This window comes from Planococcus daihaiensis (assembly GCF_049262615.1).
Lineage (GTDB): Bacteria > Bacillota > Bacilli > Bacillales_A > Planococcaceae > Planococcus.
The window spans coordinates 2,176,242-2,197,220 of the sequence record NZ_CP175504.1 but is presented as its reverse complement, the minus strand read 5'-3'; the positions used below and the strand labels follow the sequence as shown (position 1 = coordinate 2,197,220).

The following is a 20,979-nucleotide window of genomic DNA, read 5'->3' as shown; positions in this document are numbered from 1 at the left end:
ATTTATAAATAAAATATAGCATAAATTTATTTTAAAATAAAATCAATCTCTCCAGACTTTATTCGCATAGAGAGATCTGAAAACTCTCCCCAATGGAACCCTTATTAACGTTATAATGGAGAGAATCATTAAAAATTGGGGGCGGCGCGAATGAACAGCAAATTAGATCCGCAAGTGGATGAACTGATCAACGGCTTGGACGAACCCGTGCAGACAATCGTCAAACGCTTGAGAACCGTAGTGTTCGAGGCTTATCCGGAGATTGAAGAGCACATCAAATGGTCGAAGCCGAGCTATTCGAAAGAAGGGCTCGTGTGTTATATGCAGACAGCGAAGAGCCACGTCAATTTCGGGTTTTACCGCGGCACTGAACTCGAGGACCGCAATAATATTCTCGAAGGCGACGGCAAAAAGATGCGCCACGTCCGAATCCGTAAGACGGACGATATCGATGAGGAAAAACTGAAGTTCCTGATTTGGGACGCAGTTGACCTGAACCGGAAATGAGGGGGGCACAGTGAAAGTCGGCACAGCTCTTTTTTTGGTATTCGTGGCGTTGCTGTTAACCATCTATTTTTACATCGTCGAGCCGCTTTCCGGCGCCAGCCGCTGGGCAGCTTATGGGGTTTATCTGGTGCTGTTCGTCGGCCTGATCGTCGCCATCCATAAACTCGAGAACCGCTTTGAACTTCTCCGCAGAAAACTGAGCATGGGCATGAGCGTGTTATTTGTTGTCTGCCTGTTGAGCCTGCTGTTCGTTTTGAGCATGATCATTTAAGAAATAAAGAGTGTTAATTGGAGGTGAAACCGTGAACCAGCTGAAAGGATTATACATAAGCCTGATTTTGATCATGGCTGTCACTTTACTCAATTCCACCGTTTTCAATGGTGAATACGCTGGAATCGCCATGTTCGTGTCGGTCATTCTTTTCATAGTTGCGACGCTGTTTTACATCAACGCCAGCCATCGCATGAAGGATGCAGGCCAATAAATTCAAGAACCAGTGGAGATGAAAATATTTATTTTCTCTCCACTGGTTTTTATTTTGTACAAATCCCTATATCACCTCTTAATCAATAATTATTTATTGATATTCGATAAATAATATGGTATCTTCAAGATAAGAATTTGTAAATGAGGTGCTGTAGATGAAACGGGAAACAATCTTTTTGAAAATCGTCATCGTCCTGATGGCGTTGCCGGTACTGGCAATCTGCATTTTTGTCGTGCCTCCAATGAGTGCTTTTGTGGGCGAATTACTGCCGCAATGGGCGTTCCTCCAATGGCTCTTCATGTTTGCGCTTTACGCAACGGCGATCGTCTATTTTATCGCGTTGTACCAGTCATTGAAGCTTTTGAGTTACATCGACAAGAACATCGCTTTTTCGGAACTGTCGGTAAAAGCGCTGAAAAACATCAAGTATTGCGCACTGACAATCACAGGCATCTACATTCTGTGCCTGCCGATTATTCTGTACACGGCGCAGGTCGATGACGCACCTGGTCTCGGCGGACTGGGCATGGTCATCACGTTCGGCGCATTTGTCATCGCGGTCTTTGCGGCAGTGCTGCAGAAACTTTTAGAGAATGCGATTGAAATAAAATCTGAAAATGATCTTACGGTCTGAGGTGACGATAATGGCGATTATTATCAATATTGATGTGATGTTGGCAAAACGGAAAATGAGCGTGACGGAACTGACGGAAAAGGTCGGCATCACGATGGCCAACTTGTCCATTCTGAAAAACGGTAAGGCCAAAGCAATCCGCTTTTCCACCCTCGAGGCCATCTGTAAAGCCCTCGACTGCCAGCCAGGCGACATTCTGGAATACCGTGCGGATGAAGAAACGGAAGCTAAATAAAAGCAAAATGAAAGAGCCTGGAAAAATTTCCAGGCTCTTTCGTTTCGTCAGTGTTTCCGGCTCATACAGTGATTTTCAACTAAGATTCTTTTTGGTGTCACTTGTTAAAAAATCCACAATGCTGCGAGTGCAGCCAGTAGGTTCGGCAATGCAAACAGGAAACCGTTTCTTAATTTCGCCGTGCGTCCTGCGCTTTCCTTGCGGCGTTCTGAGCTGGTCATGCGCTCCATGCCGCCGGAACCTTTAAGTACGCCTGAAAACAGCACGCCCCAAATGATGCCGATGATGCCGAGTGCGCCCGCAATATAGAACGCCATGTCCCAATCTTCCAGGAAATAACTAAGCACCAGGCTGAGCACCGCTGTGACAATTCCGATTCCCAAAAACTTCATTTCTGTTTCCTCCATGCTGTAAGTTAATATTTCTTCTATCTAACATCATAACCGCAAACGGCAGGTAAAATAAACTATAATTTTCGATACCGCTTGAGCGCTAAAATGTTCAGCGCGATGAACAATAATGCGAAAAGCGCCAGCACCACCAGATTGTCCGCAACATCGCCGAGCCCTTCCCCTCTGTACATCACGCCTTTCAACGCATCGGCCCCGTAATACAGCGGCATGACGCGACCGACATTCTGCAGCCAGTCGGCCATTCCCTCAATCGGAAATATGCCGGAGAAAAAGATTTGCGGAACGATAACGACCGGGATGAATTGCACCATCTGAAATTCAGATCCCGCGAACGTCGACAGGAGAATTCCGAGCGACAGCGCCACCAACGCCAGCAACAGATTGATGACGATGACATGCCAAACCGAACCTTCCATCACGATATCAAGAATATGGATGGAAAATAACACAACGATTGTCGTCTGGATAATCGCAAATATGCCGAAGCCGGTCAGATAAGCCATGACAATTTCCCAGCGTTTGACCGGTGTTGCAAGCACCCGCTCCAATGTGCCGGAAACCCGTTCCTTCAATAAACCGATTCCTGAAATGAGAAAGACGAAAAAGAACACGAAGAAACCGACCAAAATCGGACCAATGACGTCAAATAAATCCGTGTTTTCATTGCCATAAATATAATCGGTTTGGAGCACCGGCGCAATTGGACTCTGCTCACCAGCCCCCCGGCCCTGCAGCGTCATCGCCTGTGATATCCCAGCGATCAACACTCTCGCTTGGGAAGGGTTGTTGTTTTGAAGCGTCAATGTCGCACCGTCTGCCGAAATTTCCAATAAGCCATCCAAGTCATTCTCCAGAATTGTTTCGCGATCCCCAGTTTCGTAACTTTCCACATCAATGCCACGTTCTTCGAGAGTTTCCACCAGTAATTCACTGCCGCCGACAATTCCGAGATTGAGTTCGTCGTCATTGCCATCAAAAATGAGATACATCAGCGTCAGGATTAGGAGTGGCGCGAAAAACAACAGCGCCAAAGTGCGTTTGTCGCGGAACATCTGCAGCATGATGCGTTTAACTAACGCCCGGATTCTCATGCCGAACCCCTCCCCGCCGCCAGGAATACCTCTTCCAAATCCGCAGCGCTGAAGTTCGCTTTCAATTCTTCCGGCGAACCGCTCGCCAAAATACCGCCATTCCGTACCAGTGCAATCACTTCGCATTTTGCCGCTTCGTCCATGACATGGGTTGTCAGCACAATCGTCTTGCCCTGCCCCTTCAATTCCATCAGTTCCTGCCACACCGATTGCCGCAGCTCGGGATCGATTCCGACCGTCGGCTCATCCAGAATCAGCAGTTTCGGATCGTGGACCAGCGCAATCGCCAGCGACAAGCGCCGCTTCATGCCGCCGGAATAAGCCGCGACTTTCTTGCTCAGCGCATCGTCGAGCTGCACGAGATTCGTTACATAAGAGATGCGCTTCTTTAGCGCCGTCCCTTTCAAACCGAACAGCGACGCGAAAAATGCCAGATTTTCTTTGCCGGTCAGTTCCGGATACAGCGCATCCGATTGCGCCATATAGCCGATGTCCTGCAGCAGCTTCAAGTTCGGCACCCGCTTGTCGAGCACCGTCACCGTTCCAGTGTCCGGCGAATCAATGCCGACGATCATTTTGACAAGCGTCGTTTTGCCGGAACCGGACGGGCCGATAAAACCGTAAATCCGTCCTTCGTCCACTTCCAGATTGATCTCTTTCAACACTTCCTGTTTGCCGTACTTCTTACTTAAGCCTTCGATCCGGATCGTGTGATTCATATCAACACTCCGTTCGGTTTACTTTTTGCTATCAGAATAGCATAATCGGTGAGCTGTGAGAATATGGAATATGGGTTGCAGGGGATATATTTTTGCGATCGGCCATTCACCGGGGAACGGACTTCCTGGAACCTGCTCTTTTATGTATCTTTTCTGTCCACAGATTTTCTCACCATCCCGAATTATGGTACTTTTAATTAATAGATTGGCATCCTGTTTCTGTTTGGAACCGCCGGACTCACTATTGCTTGAGTAATGTCTCTTTGAACTGAAAAAGTCTTTTATTTATTGCAGGATAAATTTTATTTCTGAGGAGGGTTGGACATGCCGAAAAATATTTTGGTTATTGGCGCAGGCATCGGTGGATTGACCGCTGCTGCATTGCTGGCTAAAAGTGGGCACCGCGTTACACTTCTCGAAGCATCTTCTGAACTGGGAGGCTGCGCCGGGAAATTCAAACGGCATAAATTCCTGTTCCCTGCCGGCGCGACGCTCGGCATGGGGCTTGAAAGCGGCGGCATCCATGAGCGCGTTTTCCGCTTCCTCGACAAGCCTTTTCCGCTTGAACCGCTGGAAACCGTTATGGAAATGATCCACCCTGACCATTCGTTTGTATTTCTGAAAGACCGTAAACAGCACGTGGATCGCATCGTCAGCCACTTTCCGGGTTACGAATCCAAGATCCGTGCCTTCTATCAGGAAATTTATTCGACTGCTTCAATCGTTCGCACAATGATGGATCCACTTCCAGCACTGCCTCCGTCGACAGCGAAGGAATGGGTGGCATTAGCGGGCGCCATCCGTCCGGTCCATGCCAAGCTTTTGCCGCATTTCAATAAAACACTGGGCGACTGCCTGGAGCGTCACGGCCTCGACCAGCTCACAGCATTTCGTCATATGCTGGACGGGCTGCTGATCGACAGCATGCAGACCGGCAGCGAGGATGTTTCTTATTTATTGTCTGCGGTCGCACTCGATATCTATCATGAAGGGGCTTATTATGTGCCTGGTGGATTATATCGCTTTGCCGAGATCATGGGTGAAAGCATAAAGGAAAATGGTGGTGTGCTGAAAAAACGCCGCACCGTCGTCAATCTTTCGCACTACGAAAAGGGCTGGATCGCAATCGATCACCGCGGCAACAGCTATGAAGCTGATGCAGTCATCGTCAACGCTCCCATCCACCTGCTACCGGGCATGCTGTCAGAGGAGCTCGCAGGCCAATTGAAAAAGCCCCTCCTGAAGGGTGCAAAGAGTGAAACGTGGACGACCCTGACGCTGTATATTGCGGTCGATTCCAGCAAATTAGCTCGACCGCTGCCTCCTTTCCGGCAAATTTCCACAGGCGGCGGCATGGCTGAAGGCGCCCACTTTTTTATGTCCGCCTCGCTTCCCGGCGATTTGTTGCGGGCGCCTGCCGGCTTTCAAACCGTGACAATTTCGACCCATTCCAAGACCAGCCATTGGGCTACACAAGAAAAGTATGATATTGCCAGACGAACGTTAAGTAGGCGAATGCTCTTAGCCATCGAACAGCTAGTTCCCGGTTTCCGCGAGTCGATTGTCCTCATCGAAAAGGGCGGGCCTAAAGCATGGGAGCGTTTCGCAGGCAGGCCGAACGGCTTTGTCGGTGGATTTCCCCAAACATTGAATTCAGCTCTGTTCAATTCCATCTCGCACCGTTCCGGCATTCCTGGGCTCTATGTCTGCGGAGACCATATTTTTCCAGGCGGCGGCACGATAGGTGCAGCGGCGAGTGGCATCCATGCAGCCAGATCGATCGCTTCCAAGCGGTTGATTTGAGGGTTGGAGCCGCACTGCTTTTAGAAGTGAATTCCGACGATCCATTTGGAATCCAACGTAGCGTATAAATGCTGCAGTTGCCCGAAGCTGCGGACGTCAATCCACTGAAACATCTTCGATTTGATCATATGCAAAGATCACTCTTCTTTTGCATATGGCGGATACGGGGATGTTTTTTGGTGTGAGATACGATTGGTAAACCGTTAGATAAATACGACTAACCGTTAGATTAACGCTACGAAGCGTGAGATATAAAACCCGAGCCACACATCACCCGCTCCCGATGAGCCAAGCCCCTTATTGCCCAAAAGCGGGCCGGGGCAAAGCCCCGCCCATGCAGTCCGCCACAGCGGACTGCGACCAACCCGATCTCCAACTGAGTGAGTCCTCTTTACAGAGAAGCCAAATCATTAGATAAAAGTGGCTATCCGTTAGATAAATCATGGCTAACGTGAGATAAAAGTTCGTAACCGTTAGACAAATACGAGTAACCGTTAGATAAATTCTTAAAAGCTGTTTTGATCGGGCGGCTCACCGCCCCAGGCAGCTGGCGCATGCCAGCTGCTTCCAATCCATCCCTTTGAACTTTTGGTGCGCGGCATATATTGGGGTGAGCGTGAGATAAAATTGGCTATCCGGTAGGTAAACAGCTTCATACGCTAGCTAAAATAATTTATACGTGAGGTAAATCGCTCCATACGTGATGCAACCGACTCTATACGTGAGATAAAACTCCACTACTCCCATACAAAAAATCCCCCACGGAAAATTTCCGCGGGGGATTGCTATAAGATATCAGAAAATGCGCTTTTCACTTTCAGCATCGAAGAAATGGGCTCGCTCCATGTCGAATGCCAATGTGATTTCGTCGCCTGCTTTGATTGCCGTGGTGGCTTCAATGCGGGCGATGAAATTCGAACCGTTCAGATGCGCATACAAATACGTTTCCGCACCCATCAGCTCGGCAACATCAATCGTTGCTTGGAATACCGATGCAGCATTGGACTCGATTTCCGCCGCGCTTGTATGGATATGCTCCGGACGGATGCCGAGGATGATTTCCATTCCTTCGTAGCCATCCGACATCAGCTGCGCGCGTTTATCAGCCGGCAAGTCAACAGTTGTTTCGCCGACCTGGAAGCCCGCCGCTGTCATTTTGCCGCGGAAGAAGTTCATCGCTGGGGAACCGATGAAGCCGCCGACAAAGACGTTAACCGGATTGTCGTATACTTCTTTCGGTGTTCCCACCTGCTGGATAAAGCCGTCTTTCATAACAACAATGCGTGTTGCCATCGTCATCGCTTCGGTCTGGTCATGTGTTACGTAAATCGTAGTCGTCTGCAAACGGTGATGCAATTTCTGAATTTCTGCGCGCATCTGCACACGCAATTTGGCGTCCAGGTTAGACAATGGTTCATCCATCAGGAAGATTTTCGCGTCACGCACAATTGCACGACCTAACGCCACACGCTGGCGCTGACCCCCGGAAAGGGCTTTCGGCTTGCGCTTCAGGTAATCCTCGAGTCCGAGGATTTTCGCCGCTTCATTGACTTGAACCTCGATCTGTTTTTTCGGCACTTTACGCAGTTTCAGGCTGAACGCCATATTTTCGTAAACGGTCATATGCGGATACAGTGCGTAGTTTTGGAACACCATTGCGATGTCGCGGTCCTTCGGTGCCACATCGTTCATGCGCTTGCCTTCAATTTCAAATTCGCCGTCTGAAATCTCTTCCAGCCCCGCGATCATGCGGAGCGTCGTCGATTTCCCACAGCCTGACGGGCCGACAAACACGATAAATTCCTTGTCTAAAATGTGTAAATTAAAATCTTGTACCGCCAGAACACCTTTGTCGTATTCCTTGGTAAGATTGGTCAATTTCAACTCAGCCATACGGCAACTCCCTCCAGAATCATCTCTATTATTTTCCGTATATCACGGTGACGTGCGGGTGTTTGCGCAGGATGCTGGCAGGAAACTCTTCCGTTACGTCACCGTTTTTCAGCCGCTGCACCGCCTCCATTTTATTGTCACCGAAAGCCAGCAGAACGATTTTGCGGGCCGACATGATCGTGCCGATTCCCATCGTTATTGCCAGTTTCGGAATGTCTTGTTCCTGGTCGAAAAACCGTGCGTTTGATTTCCGCGTCGCTTCGGTCAATTCAATGACATGCGTCCGCGAGTCAAAGGCGGTGCCTGGTTCGTTAAAGCCGATATGGCCATTGACGCCAATGCCCAGCAATTGCAGGTCAATACCGCCGCTTTCTTCAATCAGACGCTCGTAACGTTGACATTCTCCGTCAAGGTCCGCAACGAGTCCATTCGGCAAATGGCGCTTTGTTGCCGGCAAATCGATGTGCCGGAAGAAATTCTGGTGCATAAATTCGTGGTAGCTGGTGGCGTCCCCAGGTCCTTTACCAACGTATTCATCCAAATTGAAAGTGGTCGCGCGGGCAAATGAAAACTCTTCCGCCTGATGGCGACGCACCAATTCTTTGTAAAAGCCGAGAGGGCTGCCACCAGTTGCCAGCCCCAGAACGCTGTTCGGTTTCGCCAGCAATTGTTCGGCGAAAATCGTCGCTGCGATCTCACTCATCTGCTCGTAGCTCGAAACTTCAATCCACTTGAACATCTTCGATTTGATCATGAGCGAAACTCATCCTTCCTTTGCAAAAGGTATGGCGGACGCTGAAATCTTCCGTTACCAGAACGATATCGGCATCTTTGCCGGATTCTAAGCTGCCTTTTCTATCTGAGATACCCAGGCGCTTAGCCGCATTTGCGGACGACAGCGCAATGGCGTCGGCCCATGAAATGTCTGCCGCATCTTTCAACTGACGCAATCCTTCATTCATCTTCAACACACTGCCGGCGAGCGTGCCGTCCCTCAGCACCGCTTGCTGGCCTGACACCGTCACTTCCTGATCGCCCAGCGTATAGGAACCGTCCGGTAAGCCTTTGGCACGCATCGAATCGGTGATGAGCAATAAACGCTCAGGACCGATGACCTGCAGCACCAGCTTCAGCATATCGGGCGCTAAGTGAATGCCATCCGCGATGATTTCACAGAACAGTTCGCGGTTCAGCATCCCCGCCCCGACCACACCGATTTCGCGGTGGTGAAGGCCGCGCATCGCGTTGGCGAAATGCGTCAAATGCGTTAACCCGGCTGCCTGTGCCCCTTGAATCGTGGCGTAATCCGCCGTTGTATGGCCAGCTGAAACGATAACGCCGCGTTCAGCAAGTTGGCGAATTACGGTAAAGTCATGATCCTGTTCCGGTGCCATCGTGATGATTTTCAAATCTTTCAGTGTTTCTCCGAACCATTCCTGTAATTGCTCCAACGATGGATCACAAATGTAAGCAGATGGCTGTGCCCCTGCCTGATCCGGATGGATGAACGGGCCTTCTAAGTGAAAGCCGATCATTTCCGCTCCGTCCTGCTGCGTTTCATTCATGAAATTCTGTCCGTTGCGAATTGCCCCTGCAATGCGTTCCGGCGAATGTGTCAGCGTCGTCGCAAGGAACGACGTCGTCCCTTCGGCCGGCAATGCCTTCGCAATCGTTCCAGTCGCCCTAATGTCATCGTCCATGAAATCCGCTCCATTTGCGCCATGAATATGGATATCAATAAAACCCGGCATTGCGACAGCGCCGCCGCCGTTGAAACGGTTGCCCACGAAGTCGGTGATTGGCTCTGTCAGCACTGCGGAAATCCGGTCATTTTCGATGACAATTGAACCGTCAGCCAATCCGCCATCTTTACCAACAAGCCGGATATTTTCTATCAGTGTTTGAGTCATTGCGGACACCTACTTTGGTTGGATCATTATTTTTTCTTCTTGCCGGAAATCTGTTTCTGAATGTCTTCGATCGCTTCACGCGTCGAATCCAGATACGTGATTGTTGTATCAAATTGCCGCGATGCCACCGACATAAACAGCATGTCCATGACATGCAGCTGAGCCAGCCGGGAAGAAGTCGCCGCGCTTCGGAAATTCGCTTCGCGCGATGGCGATGTGTACAGCTGGATTTTCGAAATCCCCGAAATCGGCGTCTGGCCGTATTTCGTCAAACTGATCGTCGTCGCACCGCGAGAATTTGCCAGTTCCAAAATCTTTTCGACTTCAAATGTTTTACCGGAAAAAGAAATTCCGACAACGACATCATCCGGGCCAAAGTTGGCCACGACTGTTGCGCTCATATGGAGATCTGCTGTTGAAGTGGTCGCTTTGTGGATCCGCAGAAATTTCTGCTGTGCATCGAAAGCCGGAATGCCGGAAGCTCCGACTCCAAAGAAATGGATATTGTGCGCATTGCCGATGGCGTCGACTGCCGCTTCCAATTGGACACTGTCCATCAGCTCCGAGGTTTCGAGCAATGCGTGAATGGCATGATCCGTCACTTTCTGGATGGTGCTTGCTACAGGTTCATTAGGCTGGATGTCGCGGTTGGTCAATTCAATTTTTCGGCCCAGGTCTCCGTTGATGCGCAGTTTCAGTTCCTGAAAGCCTTTCAGTTTCAGCGATTTGCACAGCCGCGTTACTGCTGCCCCGCTTGTCTGGCTCATTTCACCGAGTTCCTGCACCGTCATCGACACGATCTTCTCCGGATTCGCCACAATATAATCCGCAATCTTTTGCTCCGACGGCGGCAGATTCTTTCGCATCTGTTTGACCAATACTAAACCACCACTTGCTATGCCCATTGTCATCAACCCTTCTGCATTTACAAAATTACTTCTATATTTATTCTATCTCTATTTTGTCTGATTTACAGATGAAACGTTTTGATGCAACTGCTTGCAGCGGATTCGAAGACTATGGTGGAACTTTATTCTTCCAAATCCTTCACCATTACATGAAACTGGCGGTAGCTTTTGAAGCCATGCTTCAAATACAAATGCCCCGCGGAGCTCGTTTCGCTGGTCCACAAAAACCATGCACCTTGGATTGTCCGCTGCTTCATCGCATAGAGCGATTCGTGCAGCAGGATCTTGCCGAGACCTTTTCCCTGTTCGTTTTCATCCACACCAAACGGCCCAAAGCGTTCCCTTATGCCCTCGTAGCCGCCGAACATCGCGAAGCCGACAACGCGGTCACCGTTTTTTGCCGCCAGCACCTGCTCGGGATCAAGTCCTTGCAGTATGCCTTCGCGGATGGCACGGCCCCAATCAGGATTGAACTGTTCGTTGGCGAAACGGATCAGTGCCGGAAAGTCCCCGGAAGCTGCCGGGCCAAAAGAATAGCCTTCCGCTTCACGCTGGTTCTTCAATACGCTAACCTCGGACGGATAACTGTAATCCAATAAATCACGGTGCATCGCGACCGGCGAATACAGGCGGCGATAACCTTCTTTTTGGAGAAAAGCATACGCTGCCGGATAGGCCTTGTCATCGATACCAGGCAGAAAATAATTCGGTGCATACGAAGAAAACAATAATTGTTTCGCTCCCTGTCGCTTGGCGTATTGCTCTGCCTGCCTCATCAAGCCACTGCCGATTCCCAGACGTTCCTTTTCAGGATCAACCATGAAAAACGTAATCCATGCGTTGTCTCGTTCCAATTCGACCCCCGCCATCGGGAGTTTTCTTGTGAGCGCATAGATAGCGCCAATCAATTCCCCGTCCTGTTCGGCGACAATCAAACCTTCGGGATCAAAGTTCGCATCGAGCAGCACTTGTTTGAAAAATCGCTGATGTGTAATCGGATCACGCTGCAGGGTTTTATTCCATAGATCGGTGATGGCGTATTCATCGCCATTTCGGAAACTGCGGTACATCGCAATTCACCCCTCTTTTATGGTTGCTGTTTTCACAGCCTCGCGGACAAATCCGCCAGACGTCCGGATCAATCGTTCCGCTTCTTCTTTTGCAACGCCGGTAAAAATCATGACGATTGCCAGTTTCACATCGAAATCGGTCTTCTCCAGTACCGCTTCAGCTTCTTCATAGGAAACATCTGTCAGCGTGCAGACCATCTGCTTGGCACGTTCACGCAATTTGTAATTGCTGGCGTTCAAGTCGACCATCAGATTTTTATAGACTTTACCGTTTTTGACCATCGACGCTGTCGTGATCATATTGAGCACCATTTTATGGGCGGTTGCTGCGCGAAGCCGCGTAGATCCGGTTAACACTTCCGGTCCGGTGACAACTTCAATTTTGATATCAGCATGTTTGCCAATCAGTGACTGCGCATTGCTCGACAGGGCCACAGTCGTCGCACCGCAGGAATTGGCATAGACGAGACCGCCTTTAACGTAAGGCGTGCGCCCGCTTGCCGCGATGCCGATGACAACATCGTGCTTGGTGATATGGAGCTTTTCGAGGTCGGATGCGCCGAGCAATTCGTCGTCTTCCGCTCCTTCGACAGCGGTGAACATGGCATTATTGCCACCGGCGAGAACCGCCTGCACCATTTCGGGTGATGTGCTGAAAGTCGGCGGGCACTCGACGGCGTCAAGCACTCCGATGCGTCCGCTTGTACCGGCTCCGGTATAAATCAGCCGGCCTCCTGCTTTAAATGCGCTGACGACTTTTTCAACCGTCTGCTCAATTTGCGGAAGCACTTTCTGGACGGCCAAAGCGATGGTCTGGTCTTCTTCGTTCATGGTTTTCAGTATTTCCAAAGTCGGCATTTCATCAAGACTCGCCGATTTCACATTGGATTCTTCTGTGGTGAGAAGTGATAACTTTTCCATGGCTACGCCTCCTATCTGTAAAGTAAGAATTGCTTTCTAATCTCAGCGAAATTTTCGCTGTCCCTTTGGCATTGCTGCAGAAATTCGTCTGCATGGCCGCTTTTGAGCGCTTTGCGCAACCCTTCCGTTCCTGCTAATAGATCGAACATCCGGTGCTTGAGGTTGCCGTATTCCAAAAACACGAGCTGTTTCGAATACATTTCAGCAATCAACCCAAGCACGCGAATGAAGCTTGCCAGCGGCTGAAACCTATTTTTATCCAAAATATGGAATTGGATACCTTCACATACTTGTCCTGCATATTTCGATTGCGCCGGTGTGAAACTCACCGCTCGTGCTTTAAAATGCTCAATTCCCAGATCATTCACTGCATCCTGCAAGCGGGCGCCGTCGATGAACGGAGCACCGATGATTTCAAACGGCTGCGCGGTTCCGCGGCCTTCTGACAGATTTGTTCCTTCTATTAAACAAGTTCCGGGATAGAGCAGCATCATCTCCAGCCCTGTCGTGTTCGGTGAAGGTGGAATCCACGGCAATCCGGTATCTGGAAACAACATCCGACGCTGCCAGCCATCCATCGGCACAACTTCCAACTCGCATCCGATATCAAAGGTTTTATTGAAATAAAGCGCCAGTTCCCCTGCCGTCATGCCGTGGCGGTTCGGAATCGGATAGAGGCCGACGAACGATGAGAAATCGCTTTCGATGAGATTGCCTTCGATGCGTTCGCCGCCGATCGGATTGGGCCGGTCCAGAACATACATCCTTTTGCCGGTCCGCGCGCAAGCTTCCATCAGATAAGCCATTGAGTAAATGTAAGTGTAATAACGGGCGCCGATGTCCTGCAGATCGAAAATCGCAACATCGATGTCAGCCATCATGGCGTCCGTCGGTTTTTTTGTTTTGCCGTAAAGGCTGTATACCGGCACGCCCGTTTCACTGTGGACGCTGTCACCGAATTTCTCGCCTTCTTTGGCATCCGTTTTCAATCCGTGCTCCGGTGCGAAGAGAACTCGCAAGTCTATATCCGGATGATGGTGGAACAGGCGGATCGCCGATTCCAGTTTGGAGTCAGCCCCTGTCCCGTTGGTCAAGAAGCCGATTCGTTTGCCTCTCAGTTCGTGCGTCCGATTCTCCAGAAACACTTCGAGCCCAAGTTTTACAGTGGGGGCCATTATTCTTTCACGCCGCCGAGCGTTAAGCCTTTGACGAAGTAACGCTGGAATAGAATAAAGACGATAATCATTGGAATTGCGGCTACCGCGGCTCCGCTCATCAATAATTTAAAGCTGGCCAGGTTGGCATCTTGCAAGGTCTTTAATCCGACAGGCAATGTATACAACTCTGCGCTGTTCAAAACGATAATCGGCCACAGGAATGAATTCCAAACGTTCATAAATGTAAAGATGCCGAGTGCGGCAAGGCCTGGTTTTGCGAGCGGCAGGACGATTGTCCAGAACGTGCGCCATTCGCTCGCGCCGTCCATGCGAGAAGCTTCGAGCAGTTCATCGGGAATCGAATACATAAACTGGCGCATCAGGAATACCCCGAAGACCATCGATAAATCCGGCAGAATGAGCGCCCAGTGTGTATCCATCAAATTTAAATTTCCGACCATGATGAACAGCGGCACGAGCGTGACTTGCCCCGGAATCATCATCGTTGAAATGATGATCCAGAAGATGAGATTCCTTCCGGGGAACTTCTTCTTGGCGAGCACATAACCGGCCATCGAGTCGATCAAGAGAATGCCAACCGTTACGACGACAGATATGTAAACACTATTGAAGAACCATTTTCCGACATCGTGTTTCTGGAAAAGGGTGGTGAAACTCGAGAACGTATTGTCGACAATATGATCCATCATATCGCGGTGATATGCCTCTTCTTCAGCGTTCCCTGCTTTATCCGCTTCGCGTGCTTCGCCCCAATGTTCGAAATAAAGCGGAATCCCCATTGGATAGAGTTTTGGCGGGTTGGAATCGACATAAGAAACGGGACGATCCATATCTTCCGACTGATAACTGCTCAATTGCAGTGAAGTGGAGAAGACCCAATAGAGAGGAAGCAGTGAAACGACCGCAAAAACGGTCAGCAGGACATAGATGATCAGTTTATTTACACGTTTACTTTGATTTTTCACAGTCAATCCTCCAATCACTCATCATGGCGGAGCACCCGGAATTGGATGACAGAGAAGATGAGAATAATGACAAACAATACGACCGATTGTGCAGCCGCCAATCCGAATTCGAAGTCGCGGAATCCGGTTTTGTAAATGAGATGGACAAGTGTTTCGGTGGCATTACCCGGCCCACCACCTGTCATCATGATAATTTGGGTGAACACCTGGAACGAACCGATCGTGCTGAGCAACACCAGATAAAGTGTTGTCGGTTTCAACAGCGGCACGGTGATGTGCCACCATTGTTTCAGGCTGCCGGCTCCATCGATTTTTGCCGCTTCATACAACGCGGTTGAAATCGAGCCCATTGACGCCAGATACATGATGATGCCGACACCGAAAGGAATCAAACATTGCATGATGATCAGGGCCCATAAAGCGGTTGCCGATTGTCCAAGCCAGTTGATCGGATCGACACCGAACCAGCCAAGCAAGTAATTGAACAGACCAAAATCGTAATTGTACATCCAGCGCCATACCATCGCGATGATGACCATCGAAGTCACCGTCGGCAAATAGAATGCAGACCGGAAAAAGCTCTGCGACACTTTACCCAGTGCGAAAATCATCGATGCGCCGATCAACGCCGTAATGACGCCGAAAGGCACTGTCACAATGGTGAACAGCATGGTATTTTTTAACGCCGCCATAAATGCGGCGCTCTGGAACACGGTTATGTAGTTTTGTAAGCCGGCAAATTCACTGCCGAAAATCTTGTATTCCTGGAACGACAGGACAAATGCCCATACCACCGGAATTGCGACGAATAAGGTGAACAGCACCAATTTGGGCAATAAAAACAGGTAAGCCGCATAGTTTTTCTTCATTTGCTTCCAAACGCTTTGGTTTGAACGTTTTACGACTTTCAGTTTTTCTTCGCCTTTTTTCGGTACCGCTCCTATTGGCAGTTGAGTCATTTCGGGACACCTCCTAAAAATGAAGCAGGCTTGCGCGTGGCACAGCCTGCTCGAAATCCTTTATTCCAATAAGCCGTCAACGACAACTTTTGCATCAGCCATTGCTTGCTCTGCAGTTTTCTCGCCGTTGAAAACGAGTTGTAATTCTGTTTGGATCGCTTCGTCAATTTTTCTCCACTCCGGATGGCGTGGAAGCATAACTACTTGTTCAGACATTTCCATCGCGCGTGCCATTTCAGGGTTTTCCGCGAATGGATCTTGTTCAGCCGCACTGATGCGAGCTGGGAATACGCCATAGTTCTGAGCCATCGTCACTTGCTCATCAGCAGTTGAGATGAATTGCATGAAGTCAGCTACAGCAGCTTTTTTGTTTGCATTGTCGTCCTGGTGGAACATTGTCCAGCCGCCAACTCCACCGATTGTTTTCGCTTCTTCAGCATCGCCAGTCGGATATTCAGCTACCGCAAAGTTTGTCGGGTAAGCGCCTTGTGCCGCTCCGATTGCCCATGTTGCCCACGGCTGCATCGCTACCGTACGTTGTTCTTCGTTTGCCCACGCCTGGAATGTACCACCGACATCATTGCCGCCGTGCGTTTCAGGTGCCGCTTCTTCTGTCAGTTTCAAATCAGCCAGATCCTGGATCGCTTGAATTGTTTCCGGATCGTCAAATGTAAATTCTGTCATGTCTTCGTTCAAAGGTGATCCACCATTCTTATAGAAGAAAGGCCATGCTTCGTAATAACCAGGCATGATGTAAGTCGAGAATCCGTATACATCTGTGCTGCCGTCGCCGTCACGGTCGAACGTCAATTCTTTCGCTGCAGACAGGAACTCGTCATATGACCATTTGCCGTTTTCTGGTGGTGTTACGCCTGCTTCTTCAAACAGATCCAAATTCAACAGCATCGTGTGAAGTGTAATCGAGTTTGGAATGCCGTAAAGTTTACCGTCATATGTGTAAGCATCAAGTGCATTTTCGTAGAAATCCTCTTTCGCTTCATCATCGATATAAGCGTCAAGCGATTCAACAACGCCCTGCTCGATATGGTCGATTGAGATTGCGCTTCCGCTGATATCTACCGGCGCAATATCCGGCCAGCCTTTACCGGCAATCGCTACACCAAGTTTATCGCCCATTTCTGCCCAAGGCACTTGAACCATTTCAATTTCAATGCCTTCATTTGCTTCTTCGTACTCAGCAACTTTCTCTTCCAGCCAGTGGAATTTATTGTCATCCGCATCCGGCCATCTCGGTCCGTCCCAAATCGTGATCGTGCCTTCGAACTCTTCTACATCCCCTGTTTCTTCGGCATTGCTGTTGCAGCCGGCTAGCACGCTTGCCGCCATACCAAGTGAAGCTACTGTCAATACGGATTTTCTATACATTTTCGTCATTGCTATTCCCCCCAATGTTTTGATTGCCACGCAATTTTCCCCAAAATTGTCGGCTGCTCCGCCCCTGTTGCAGCGGGCAGGTTATTCGGTTTCCTGTTGAATCCCAAATAACCGAGCAGCGCAAATACAAATGCTTCTTTGGCATCGGAATCGATGCCGATTTCGTTGGAGGCTTTCACTGAGATGTTGTCCGGCATGCGCTCTTTCAGAAATCCGAGCAGCGTGCCATTATGTACGCCTCCACCGCTGACAAATACTTCTTCGATGTCGTGGCTGTCCGCGAATTTGCGGATTTCAGCAGCGATTGTTTCCGCCGTCAGCTTTGTCACAGTGGCAATTCTGTCTTCTTCCGGCAATTGACGGCTGTCGGCTTCCTGCCACAATTCATCGGCATAACTGGCTCCGAACAGTTCGCGCCCGGTGCTTTTCGGTGATGGCAAATTGTAGTAGGGATGGCTGAGCAACCCGCCAAGCCATTCGCCGTTCACGCTTCCAGCTGCTGCGATTCTGCCGCCGTCGTCGTAGTTCTGCTGTCCGCCCGTATGCTTTGCTGCAAAGGCATCAATGATCATATTGCCGGGTCCTGTGTCGAATGCAAGCGTTTTCTTTTCGCTGTTAGCTGGCGGCAAAACGGTCATATTCGCGATGCCTCCGATATTCAACAGGATTCTGCCCGTCGTTTCCGAACGGAATAAAATTTCATCCGCAAACGGAACGAGTGGAGCCCCCTGGCCACCGGCTGCCATATCGCGCGGCCGGAAATCACCGATGACCGTTTTTCCGGCGAACTCAGCAAGCGCTGAAATATCACCGATTTGCAAGGAGTTGGGGCGCGCAAAAGGATCGGCCCCTCCTATCGCGGGTTCATGCCACATGGTCTGGCCATGTGAACTGATCAGATCGATCGATTCATAATCGACTTCCGTTCCTTCCAATGCTTCTTTGACCAGCTGCGCGTAGTATTCCCCGAGATACATGTTCATCGATGAAACCTGCTGCATCGGTGCCAGCGGATCCATCAATTGCAGGAGCTTCGCCTTCAGTTCATCGGGATAAGGCATTGTCGTGAAGTGAACCAGCTGATAACTGATTTTGCCCCCTGTTGCCGCGAAATCTGCGACCGCAATATCAAGGCCGTCCAGCGACGTACCGGACATTAATCCACAAACTCTCATTGCTTCCACCCAACCACCCTTTCCGATGCGACAGAATTGTTCGAAAACTCTTACTCATATAGTAGCTTTTATAAAATTAAATATCAATACTTTTTATTAAATTTAAAAATAAATATCAATCAGATATATAAGTTGAACTAATAAACCTTCAGTAGTCGATATTCCGCAAAACAGCTTCGAAGACAATAGCCGACGCTTGCGAGGCTAAGTCTTTGCGACGAAGCAGCGCAGCGATGCAGGAGCACGGTTTTTATATTTTGCTAAGTTAGTGTACCAACCGAGTGGATCTTGCACTTCGTCGGCATTCGCCTGCTCCCCATGGCGTCTTCGCTGTTTTGCTCCATATCTTTAGTGAATTCTCCTGGTGCGGGAGTGCCTCCTTTTGCTTATTTATCTAGTAAGTTAACTATATTCAAATTAGAGAATCGTCACTGGCAGCTTGCCGCTGATTTCTATTTTCCCTACCAGCACTTCCGCCATCGTTTCGAAGGCAGATTTGGTGAATTCGTAGGTGCAATAGACACGGTTCGCGGACGTGAAAAGGGCTGCGTCATAAGGCGTGCGTATTGCAATGACGTCGGACGGCACGCCAGTACCAATCAGCTCATCAACAAAATTGCGCTGACTATCCTGGACGGCAGCATTGAGTGTCAGAATGACAAGACGGTCGAAGTCTCGAGCCATTGTGACGGTTTTCAGTTGCTGCTCTTCGTAATTGGCGGGGTCGATTTCGACGACTTCGACATGCGCGTGAACCCTTTTGAGCTGCTCAGCCATTTCTAACGTCGAATAGCGTTTGTCTTCCACCATGGTGGCGTATTCGTTATGCGGGTAGATGAGCAGCACTTTATCGTCCGGTGCGATGGATTGATCGCCTTTTCCGCCGGCAAGCGTTATGCCTTGCTGGTAAATTTCCGCCATTTCCTGCTGGTGGCCATTTGACCCGACGAATTCCGGGACGCTGGTGATTTCTTCGATTTCATTCCAGGTTACGTAGTTAGCGATCATCCCATTGATGCGTTCGATCGAACGGTCGACTTGCGCTTCATCGATATCTCCTCGTTCCATGGCTTCAGCGATTTTCAAAATCGCCCCTTCCTGTAGGTCATGGATATGTGAAACCATCACCAGATCAACGCCGGCCTGAACGGCTTTTACCGATCCGCTGATGGTGCCGATTCCTTTGGCGATGGCATCCATCTCCATGCAATCGGTCGTCACGACGCCTTCAAAACCCAGTTCTTCGCGAAGAAGACCTGTAATGACGGAGCGCGACAGGGTTGCCGGCAGATTGTCTTCCCCTTCAAGTGCCGGAAAATATACATGCGCACTCATGATGGCATCTGCTCCGGCTGCGATGCAATCTTTGAAAGGCACCAATTCCACCGCATGCAGCCGCTCGAGTCCGTGAGGGATGACAGGCAAATCGAGATGCGAATCAACACTGGTATCGCCGTGGCCCGGGAAGTGCTTGAGCGTCGTCATAACGTTTGCGTCCTGCATGCCGAGCATTGACTGTTTTGCGAGTTCGCTGACCTTTTTTGGATCTTCGCCGAACGACCGTACGCCGATGACCGGGTTTTTCGGATTGTTGTTGATGTCGACGACCGGTGCCAGATTCCAGTTGATGCCAAGCGCTTTCAATTCCTTGCCGGTCAGTTCGCCGGCTTTGCGGGCATTGACGGGATCCTGTGCGGCTCCGAGCAGCATCGCACCCGGAATTATGGTGGTGCCTTCGCCGAGACGGCGGACGACGCCATTTTCCTGGTCGATCGAGATTAACAGCGGGACATCGTAGCCTGCTGATTTTGCTTCCCTTTGAAGCGAGCGCGTCAACGCGAGAATTTCTTCCGGTGTCCCGATATTTCGACCGAATAGGATCACGCCGCCGATATGGTAGGTGTGGATCAACTGTTTTATTTCTTCTGAGATGGTGAGTCCTTTGAATCCGGCGATCATGAGACGGCCGGCTTTTTTATGTAAGGTCATGCTTTGCCTCCTTGAGTGATTGGGAATCCGGGAATATGGCCTTCCCGTCGGACATGCAGCCCTTTCGAGTTCTGCAATGTCTGCGCATATTGCATGCGGCCAAGACAGCCGCGCGTTGTGCCGAGCGCTTTATAATAATCGTAATAACGGAAACTTCCTGAATTCATAATGAACCAATAACAAGACAGCGCTTTGAGATAGGTGCCGAACGACTCCGTGACGTCGACGTAGATATCAGGCTCATAGCCTTCCATGTCCTCCCAGTTTTCGCTGTGGAAAACGCGGCGGATACCATGCGGCGGCAAGCCGTCCAGATCAAAGCCGGGGAGCGATGCCTTGAGCCAGGCGTCCTGCACGAGCTGCTGGCAGATGGCATGGTCCGGATGCATACTGTTAACCCAATGGGTAATGACGAAATCGGGTTTTTCTTTCCGAAAAATCGTTGCGACTTCTTTTGCAAGCTCTGCGGTGAATTCCAGTTCCGCGTCGGGGTGGTCGAGCGTGATGCTCGTGCCGCCGAGAATTGCAGCCGCCCGTTCCGCTTCAGTGATTTTCTGCAGGCGATATTCTTCGGTATCAAGATGCGGGGGTGCGCCTTTTTCGCCTGCCGTCAGATGCAGAAACGTCACTTTGTATCCTGCCTGCGCATATCTATGGGCAATCGCACCGGCCTGCAACTCGCCGTCACCACAATGTGCGCCTACAATCATCAAATGCATGCTGGTT

Annotated in this window: 22 protein-coding genes; 6 read left to right on the top strand and 16 right to left on the bottom strand. The window is 49.9% G+C overall.

Features of this window, described 5'->3' with window-relative positions; genetic code table 11:
• Window positions 1-150: 150 nt before the first annotated feature.
• The 5 genes from DHX103_RS10800 to DHX103_RS10780 all read left to right on the top strand — a co-directional run bounded on the left by DHX103_RS10800 (window position 151) and on the right by DHX103_RS10780 (window position 1,864).
• Window positions 151-507: a DUF1801 domain-containing protein gene (locus DHX103_RS10800; RefSeq protein ID WP_422122288.1), complete on the top strand. Its 357-nt coding sequence runs from the start codon at window positions 151-153 to the stop codon at window positions 505-507.
• 10 nt (window positions 508-517) lie between these two features.
• Complete coding sequence (locus DHX103_RS10795; RefSeq protein WP_422122287.1) at window positions 518-778, top strand: hypothetical protein; 261 nt, start codon at window positions 518-520, stop codon at window positions 776-778.
• Between the two features lie 31 nt (window positions 779-809).
• Window positions 810-992: a hypothetical protein gene (locus DHX103_RS10790; protein WP_422122286.1), complete on the top strand. Its 183-nt coding sequence runs from the start codon at window positions 810-812 to the stop codon at window positions 990-992.
• 157 nt (window positions 993-1,149) lie between these two features.
• Window positions 1,150-1,629, top strand: coding sequence for a DUF2975 domain-containing protein (locus DHX103_RS10785; RefSeq protein WP_422122285.1), 480 nt, complete (start codon window positions 1,150-1,152; stop codon window positions 1,627-1,629).
• Window positions 1,630-1,639: 10 nt separating this feature from the next.
• Entirely contained in the window at window positions 1,640-1,864 is a 225-nt protein-coding gene (locus DHX103_RS10780) for a helix-turn-helix domain-containing protein (protein WP_422122284.1), read from the top strand.
• 104 nt (window positions 1,865-1,968) lie between these two features.
• Here DHX103_RS10780 and DHX103_RS10775 read toward each other — a convergent pair whose 3' ends face one another.
• From DHX103_RS10775 to DHX103_RS10765, 3 genes are all read right to left on the bottom strand, one after another.
• Complete coding sequence (locus DHX103_RS10775) at window positions 1,969-2,256, bottom strand: DUF5316 family protein (RefSeq protein WP_422122283.1); 288 nt, start codon at window positions 2,254-2,256, stop codon at window positions 1,969-1,971.
• Window positions 2,257-2,330: 74 nt separating this feature from the next.
• Window positions 2,331-3,368, bottom strand: coding sequence for an ABC transporter permease (locus DHX103_RS10770; RefSeq protein WP_422122282.1), 1,038 nt, complete (start codon window positions 3,366-3,368; stop codon window positions 2,331-2,333).
• Complete coding sequence (locus DHX103_RS10765; protein ID WP_422122281.1) at window positions 3,365-4,087, bottom strand: ABC transporter ATP-binding protein; 723 nt, start codon at window positions 4,085-4,087, stop codon at window positions 3,365-3,367. Before DHX103_RS10765 ends, DHX103_RS10770 begins: the two co-directional genes overlap by 4 nt.
• A gap of 324 nt (window positions 4,088-4,411) precedes the next feature.
• Between DHX103_RS10765 and DHX103_RS10760 the strand changes: the two genes are divergently transcribed.
• Window positions 4,412-5,890, top strand: a complete 1,479-nt coding sequence (locus DHX103_RS10760) for a phytoene desaturase family protein (protein ID WP_422122280.1) — start codon at window positions 4,412-4,414, stop codon at window positions 5,888-5,890.
• A gap of 795 nt (window positions 5,891-6,685) precedes the next feature.
• Here DHX103_RS10760 and DHX103_RS10755 read toward each other — a convergent pair.
• The 13 genes from DHX103_RS10755 to DHX103_RS10695 form a co-directional block, all read right to left on the bottom strand.
• Entirely contained in the window at window positions 6,686-7,783 is a 1,098-nt protein-coding gene (locus DHX103_RS10755) for an ABC transporter ATP-binding protein (protein WP_422122279.1), read from the bottom strand.
• Between the two features lie 28 nt (window positions 7,784-7,811).
• Window positions 7,812-8,537: a glucosamine-6-phosphate deaminase gene (nagB, locus tag DHX103_RS10750; protein WP_422122278.1), complete on the bottom strand. Its 726-nt coding sequence runs from the start codon at window positions 8,535-8,537 to the stop codon at window positions 7,812-7,814.
• Window positions 8,506-9,693: an N-acetylglucosamine-6-phosphate deacetylase gene (gene nagA, locus DHX103_RS10745; RefSeq protein WP_422122277.1), complete on the bottom strand. Its 1,188-nt coding sequence runs from the start codon at window positions 9,691-9,693 to the stop codon at window positions 8,506-8,508. The genes nagB and nagA overlap by 32 nt, the downstream gene beginning before the upstream one ends.
• Window positions 9,694-9,719: 26 nt before the next feature.
• Window positions 9,720-10,592 carry a MurR/RpiR family transcriptional regulator gene (locus tag DHX103_RS10740; RefSeq protein ID WP_422124757.1) on the bottom strand — a complete coding sequence of 291 codons (873 nt, stop codon included), beginning with the start codon at window positions 10,590-10,592 and terminating at the stop codon, window positions 9,720-9,722.
• A 131-nt stretch (window positions 10,593-10,723) separates the two neighbouring features.
• Window positions 10,724-11,671: a GNAT family N-acetyltransferase gene (locus tag DHX103_RS10735; protein ID WP_422122276.1), complete on the bottom strand. Its 948-nt coding sequence runs from the start codon at window positions 11,669-11,671 to the stop codon at window positions 10,724-10,726.
• A gap of 6 nt (window positions 11,672-11,677) precedes the next feature.
• The gene (murQ, locus tag DHX103_RS10730; RefSeq protein WP_422122275.1) at window positions 11,678-12,592 is read right to left on the bottom strand and encodes an N-acetylmuramic acid 6-phosphate etherase; all 915 of its coding nucleotides are present in this window, start codon (window positions 12,590-12,592) and stop codon (window positions 11,678-11,680) included.
• An 11-nt stretch (window positions 12,593-12,603) separates the two neighbouring features.
• The gene (locus DHX103_RS10725; protein WP_422122274.1) at window positions 12,604-13,767 is read right to left on the bottom strand and encodes an exo-beta-N-acetylmuramidase NamZ family protein; all 1,164 of its coding nucleotides are present in this window, start codon (window positions 13,765-13,767) and stop codon (window positions 12,604-12,606) included.
• Window positions 13,767-14,735, bottom strand: coding sequence for a carbohydrate ABC transporter permease (locus DHX103_RS10720; protein ID WP_422122273.1), 969 nt, complete (start codon window positions 14,733-14,735; stop codon window positions 13,767-13,769). Before DHX103_RS10720 ends, DHX103_RS10725 begins: the two co-directional genes overlap by 1 nt.
• A 14-nt stretch (window positions 14,736-14,749) precedes the next feature.
• Window positions 14,750-15,694, bottom strand: a complete 945-nt coding sequence (locus tag DHX103_RS10715) for a carbohydrate ABC transporter permease (protein WP_422122272.1) — start codon at window positions 15,692-15,694, stop codon at window positions 14,750-14,752.
• A 60-nt stretch (window positions 15,695-15,754) separates the two neighbouring features.
• Window positions 15,755-17,089, bottom strand: a complete 1,335-nt coding sequence (locus tag DHX103_RS10710; RefSeq protein ID WP_422122271.1) for an extracellular solute-binding protein — start codon at window positions 17,087-17,089, stop codon at window positions 15,755-15,757.
• Between the two features lie 2 nt (window positions 17,090-17,091).
• A complete protein-coding gene (locus tag DHX103_RS10705; protein WP_422124756.1) occupies window positions 17,092-18,264 on the bottom strand; it encodes an anhydro-N-acetylmuramic acid kinase in 1,173 nt (390 codons plus the stop codon).
• A gap of 417 nt (window positions 18,265-18,681) precedes the next feature.
• Window positions 18,682-20,253 carry a beta-N-acetylhexosaminidase gene (gene nagZ / locus DHX103_RS10700; protein WP_422122270.1) on the bottom strand — a complete coding sequence of 524 codons (1,572 nt, stop codon included), beginning with the start codon at window positions 20,251-20,253 and terminating at the stop codon, window positions 18,682-18,684.
• Complete coding sequence (locus DHX103_RS10695) at window positions 20,250-20,972, bottom strand: PIG-L deacetylase family protein (protein WP_422122269.1); 723 nt, start codon at window positions 20,970-20,972, stop codon at window positions 20,250-20,252. Before DHX103_RS10695 ends, nagZ begins: the two co-directional genes overlap by 4 nt.
• Between the last annotated feature and the right edge of the window lie 7 nt (window positions 20,973-20,979).

What these genes read in the sequence shown, in the direction of transcription:
- DHX103_RS10725 (WP_422122274.1), bottom strand. Translation starts at nt 13,767, where the DNA reads ATGGCCCCCACTGTAAAACTTGGGCTCGAAGTGTTTCTGGAGAATCGG.
- murQ (WP_422122275.1), bottom strand. Translation starts at nt 12,592, where the DNA reads ATGGAAAAGTTATCACTTCTCACCACAGAAGAATCCAATGTGAAATCG.
- nagA (WP_422122277.1), bottom strand. Translation starts at nt 9,693, where the DNA reads ATGACTCAAACACTGATAGAAAATATCCGGCTTGTTGGTAAAGATGGC.
- DHX103_RS10800 (WP_422122288.1), top strand. Translation starts at nt 151, where the DNA reads ATGAACAGCAAATTAGATCCGCAAGTGGATGAACTGATCAACGGCTTG.
- nagB (WP_422122278.1), bottom strand. Translation starts at nt 8,537, where the DNA reads ATGATCAAATCGAAGATGTTCAAGTGGATTGAAGTTTCGAGCTACGAG.
- DHX103_RS10755 (WP_422122279.1), bottom strand. Translation starts at nt 7,783, where the DNA reads ATGGCTGAGTTGAAATTGACCAATCTTACCAAGGAATACGACAAAGGT.
- DHX103_RS10765 (WP_422122281.1), bottom strand. Translation starts at nt 4,087, where the DNA reads ATGAATCACACGATCCGGATCGAAGGCTTAAGTAAGAAGTACGGCAAA.
- DHX103_RS10705 (WP_422124756.1), bottom strand. Translation starts at nt 18,264, where the DNA reads ATGAGAGTTTGTGGATTAATGTCCGGTACGTCGCTGGACGGCCTTGAT.
- DHX103_RS10710 (WP_422122271.1), bottom strand. Translation starts at nt 17,089, where the DNA reads ATGACGAAAATGTATAGAAAATCCGTATTGACAGTAGCTTCACTTGGT.
- nagZ (WP_422122270.1), bottom strand. Translation starts at nt 20,253, where the DNA reads ATGACCTTACATAAAAAAGCCGGCCGTCTCATGATCGCCGGATTCAAA.
- DHX103_RS10780 (WP_422122284.1), top strand. Translation starts at nt 1,640, where the DNA reads ATGGCGATTATTATCAATATTGATGTGATGTTGGCAAAACGGAAAATG.
- DHX103_RS10715 (WP_422122272.1), bottom strand. Translation starts at nt 15,694, where the DNA reads ATGACTCAACTGCCAATAGGAGCGGTACCGAAAAAAGGCGAAGAAAAA.
- DHX103_RS10760 (WP_422122280.1), top strand. Translation starts at nt 4,412, where the DNA reads ATGCCGAAAAATATTTTGGTTATTGGCGCAGGCATCGGTGGATTGACC.
- DHX103_RS10770 (WP_422122282.1), bottom strand. Translation starts at nt 3,368, where the DNA reads ATGAGAATCCGGGCGTTAGTTAAACGCATCATGCTGCAGATGTTCCGC.
- DHX103_RS10775 (WP_422122283.1), bottom strand. Translation starts at nt 2,256, where the DNA reads ATGAAGTTTTTGGGAATCGGAATTGTCACAGCGGTGCTCAGCCTGGTG.
- DHX103_RS10695 (WP_422122269.1), bottom strand. Translation starts at nt 20,972, where the DNA reads ATGCATTTGATGATTGTAGGCGCACATTGTGGTGACGGCGAGTTGCAG.
- DHX103_RS10735 (WP_422122276.1), bottom strand. Translation starts at nt 11,671, where the DNA reads ATGTACCGCAGTTTCCGAAATGGCGATGAATACGCCATCACCGATCTA.
- DHX103_RS10785 (WP_422122285.1), top strand. Translation starts at nt 1,150, where the DNA reads ATGAAACGGGAAACAATCTTTTTGAAAATCGTCATCGTCCTGATGGCG.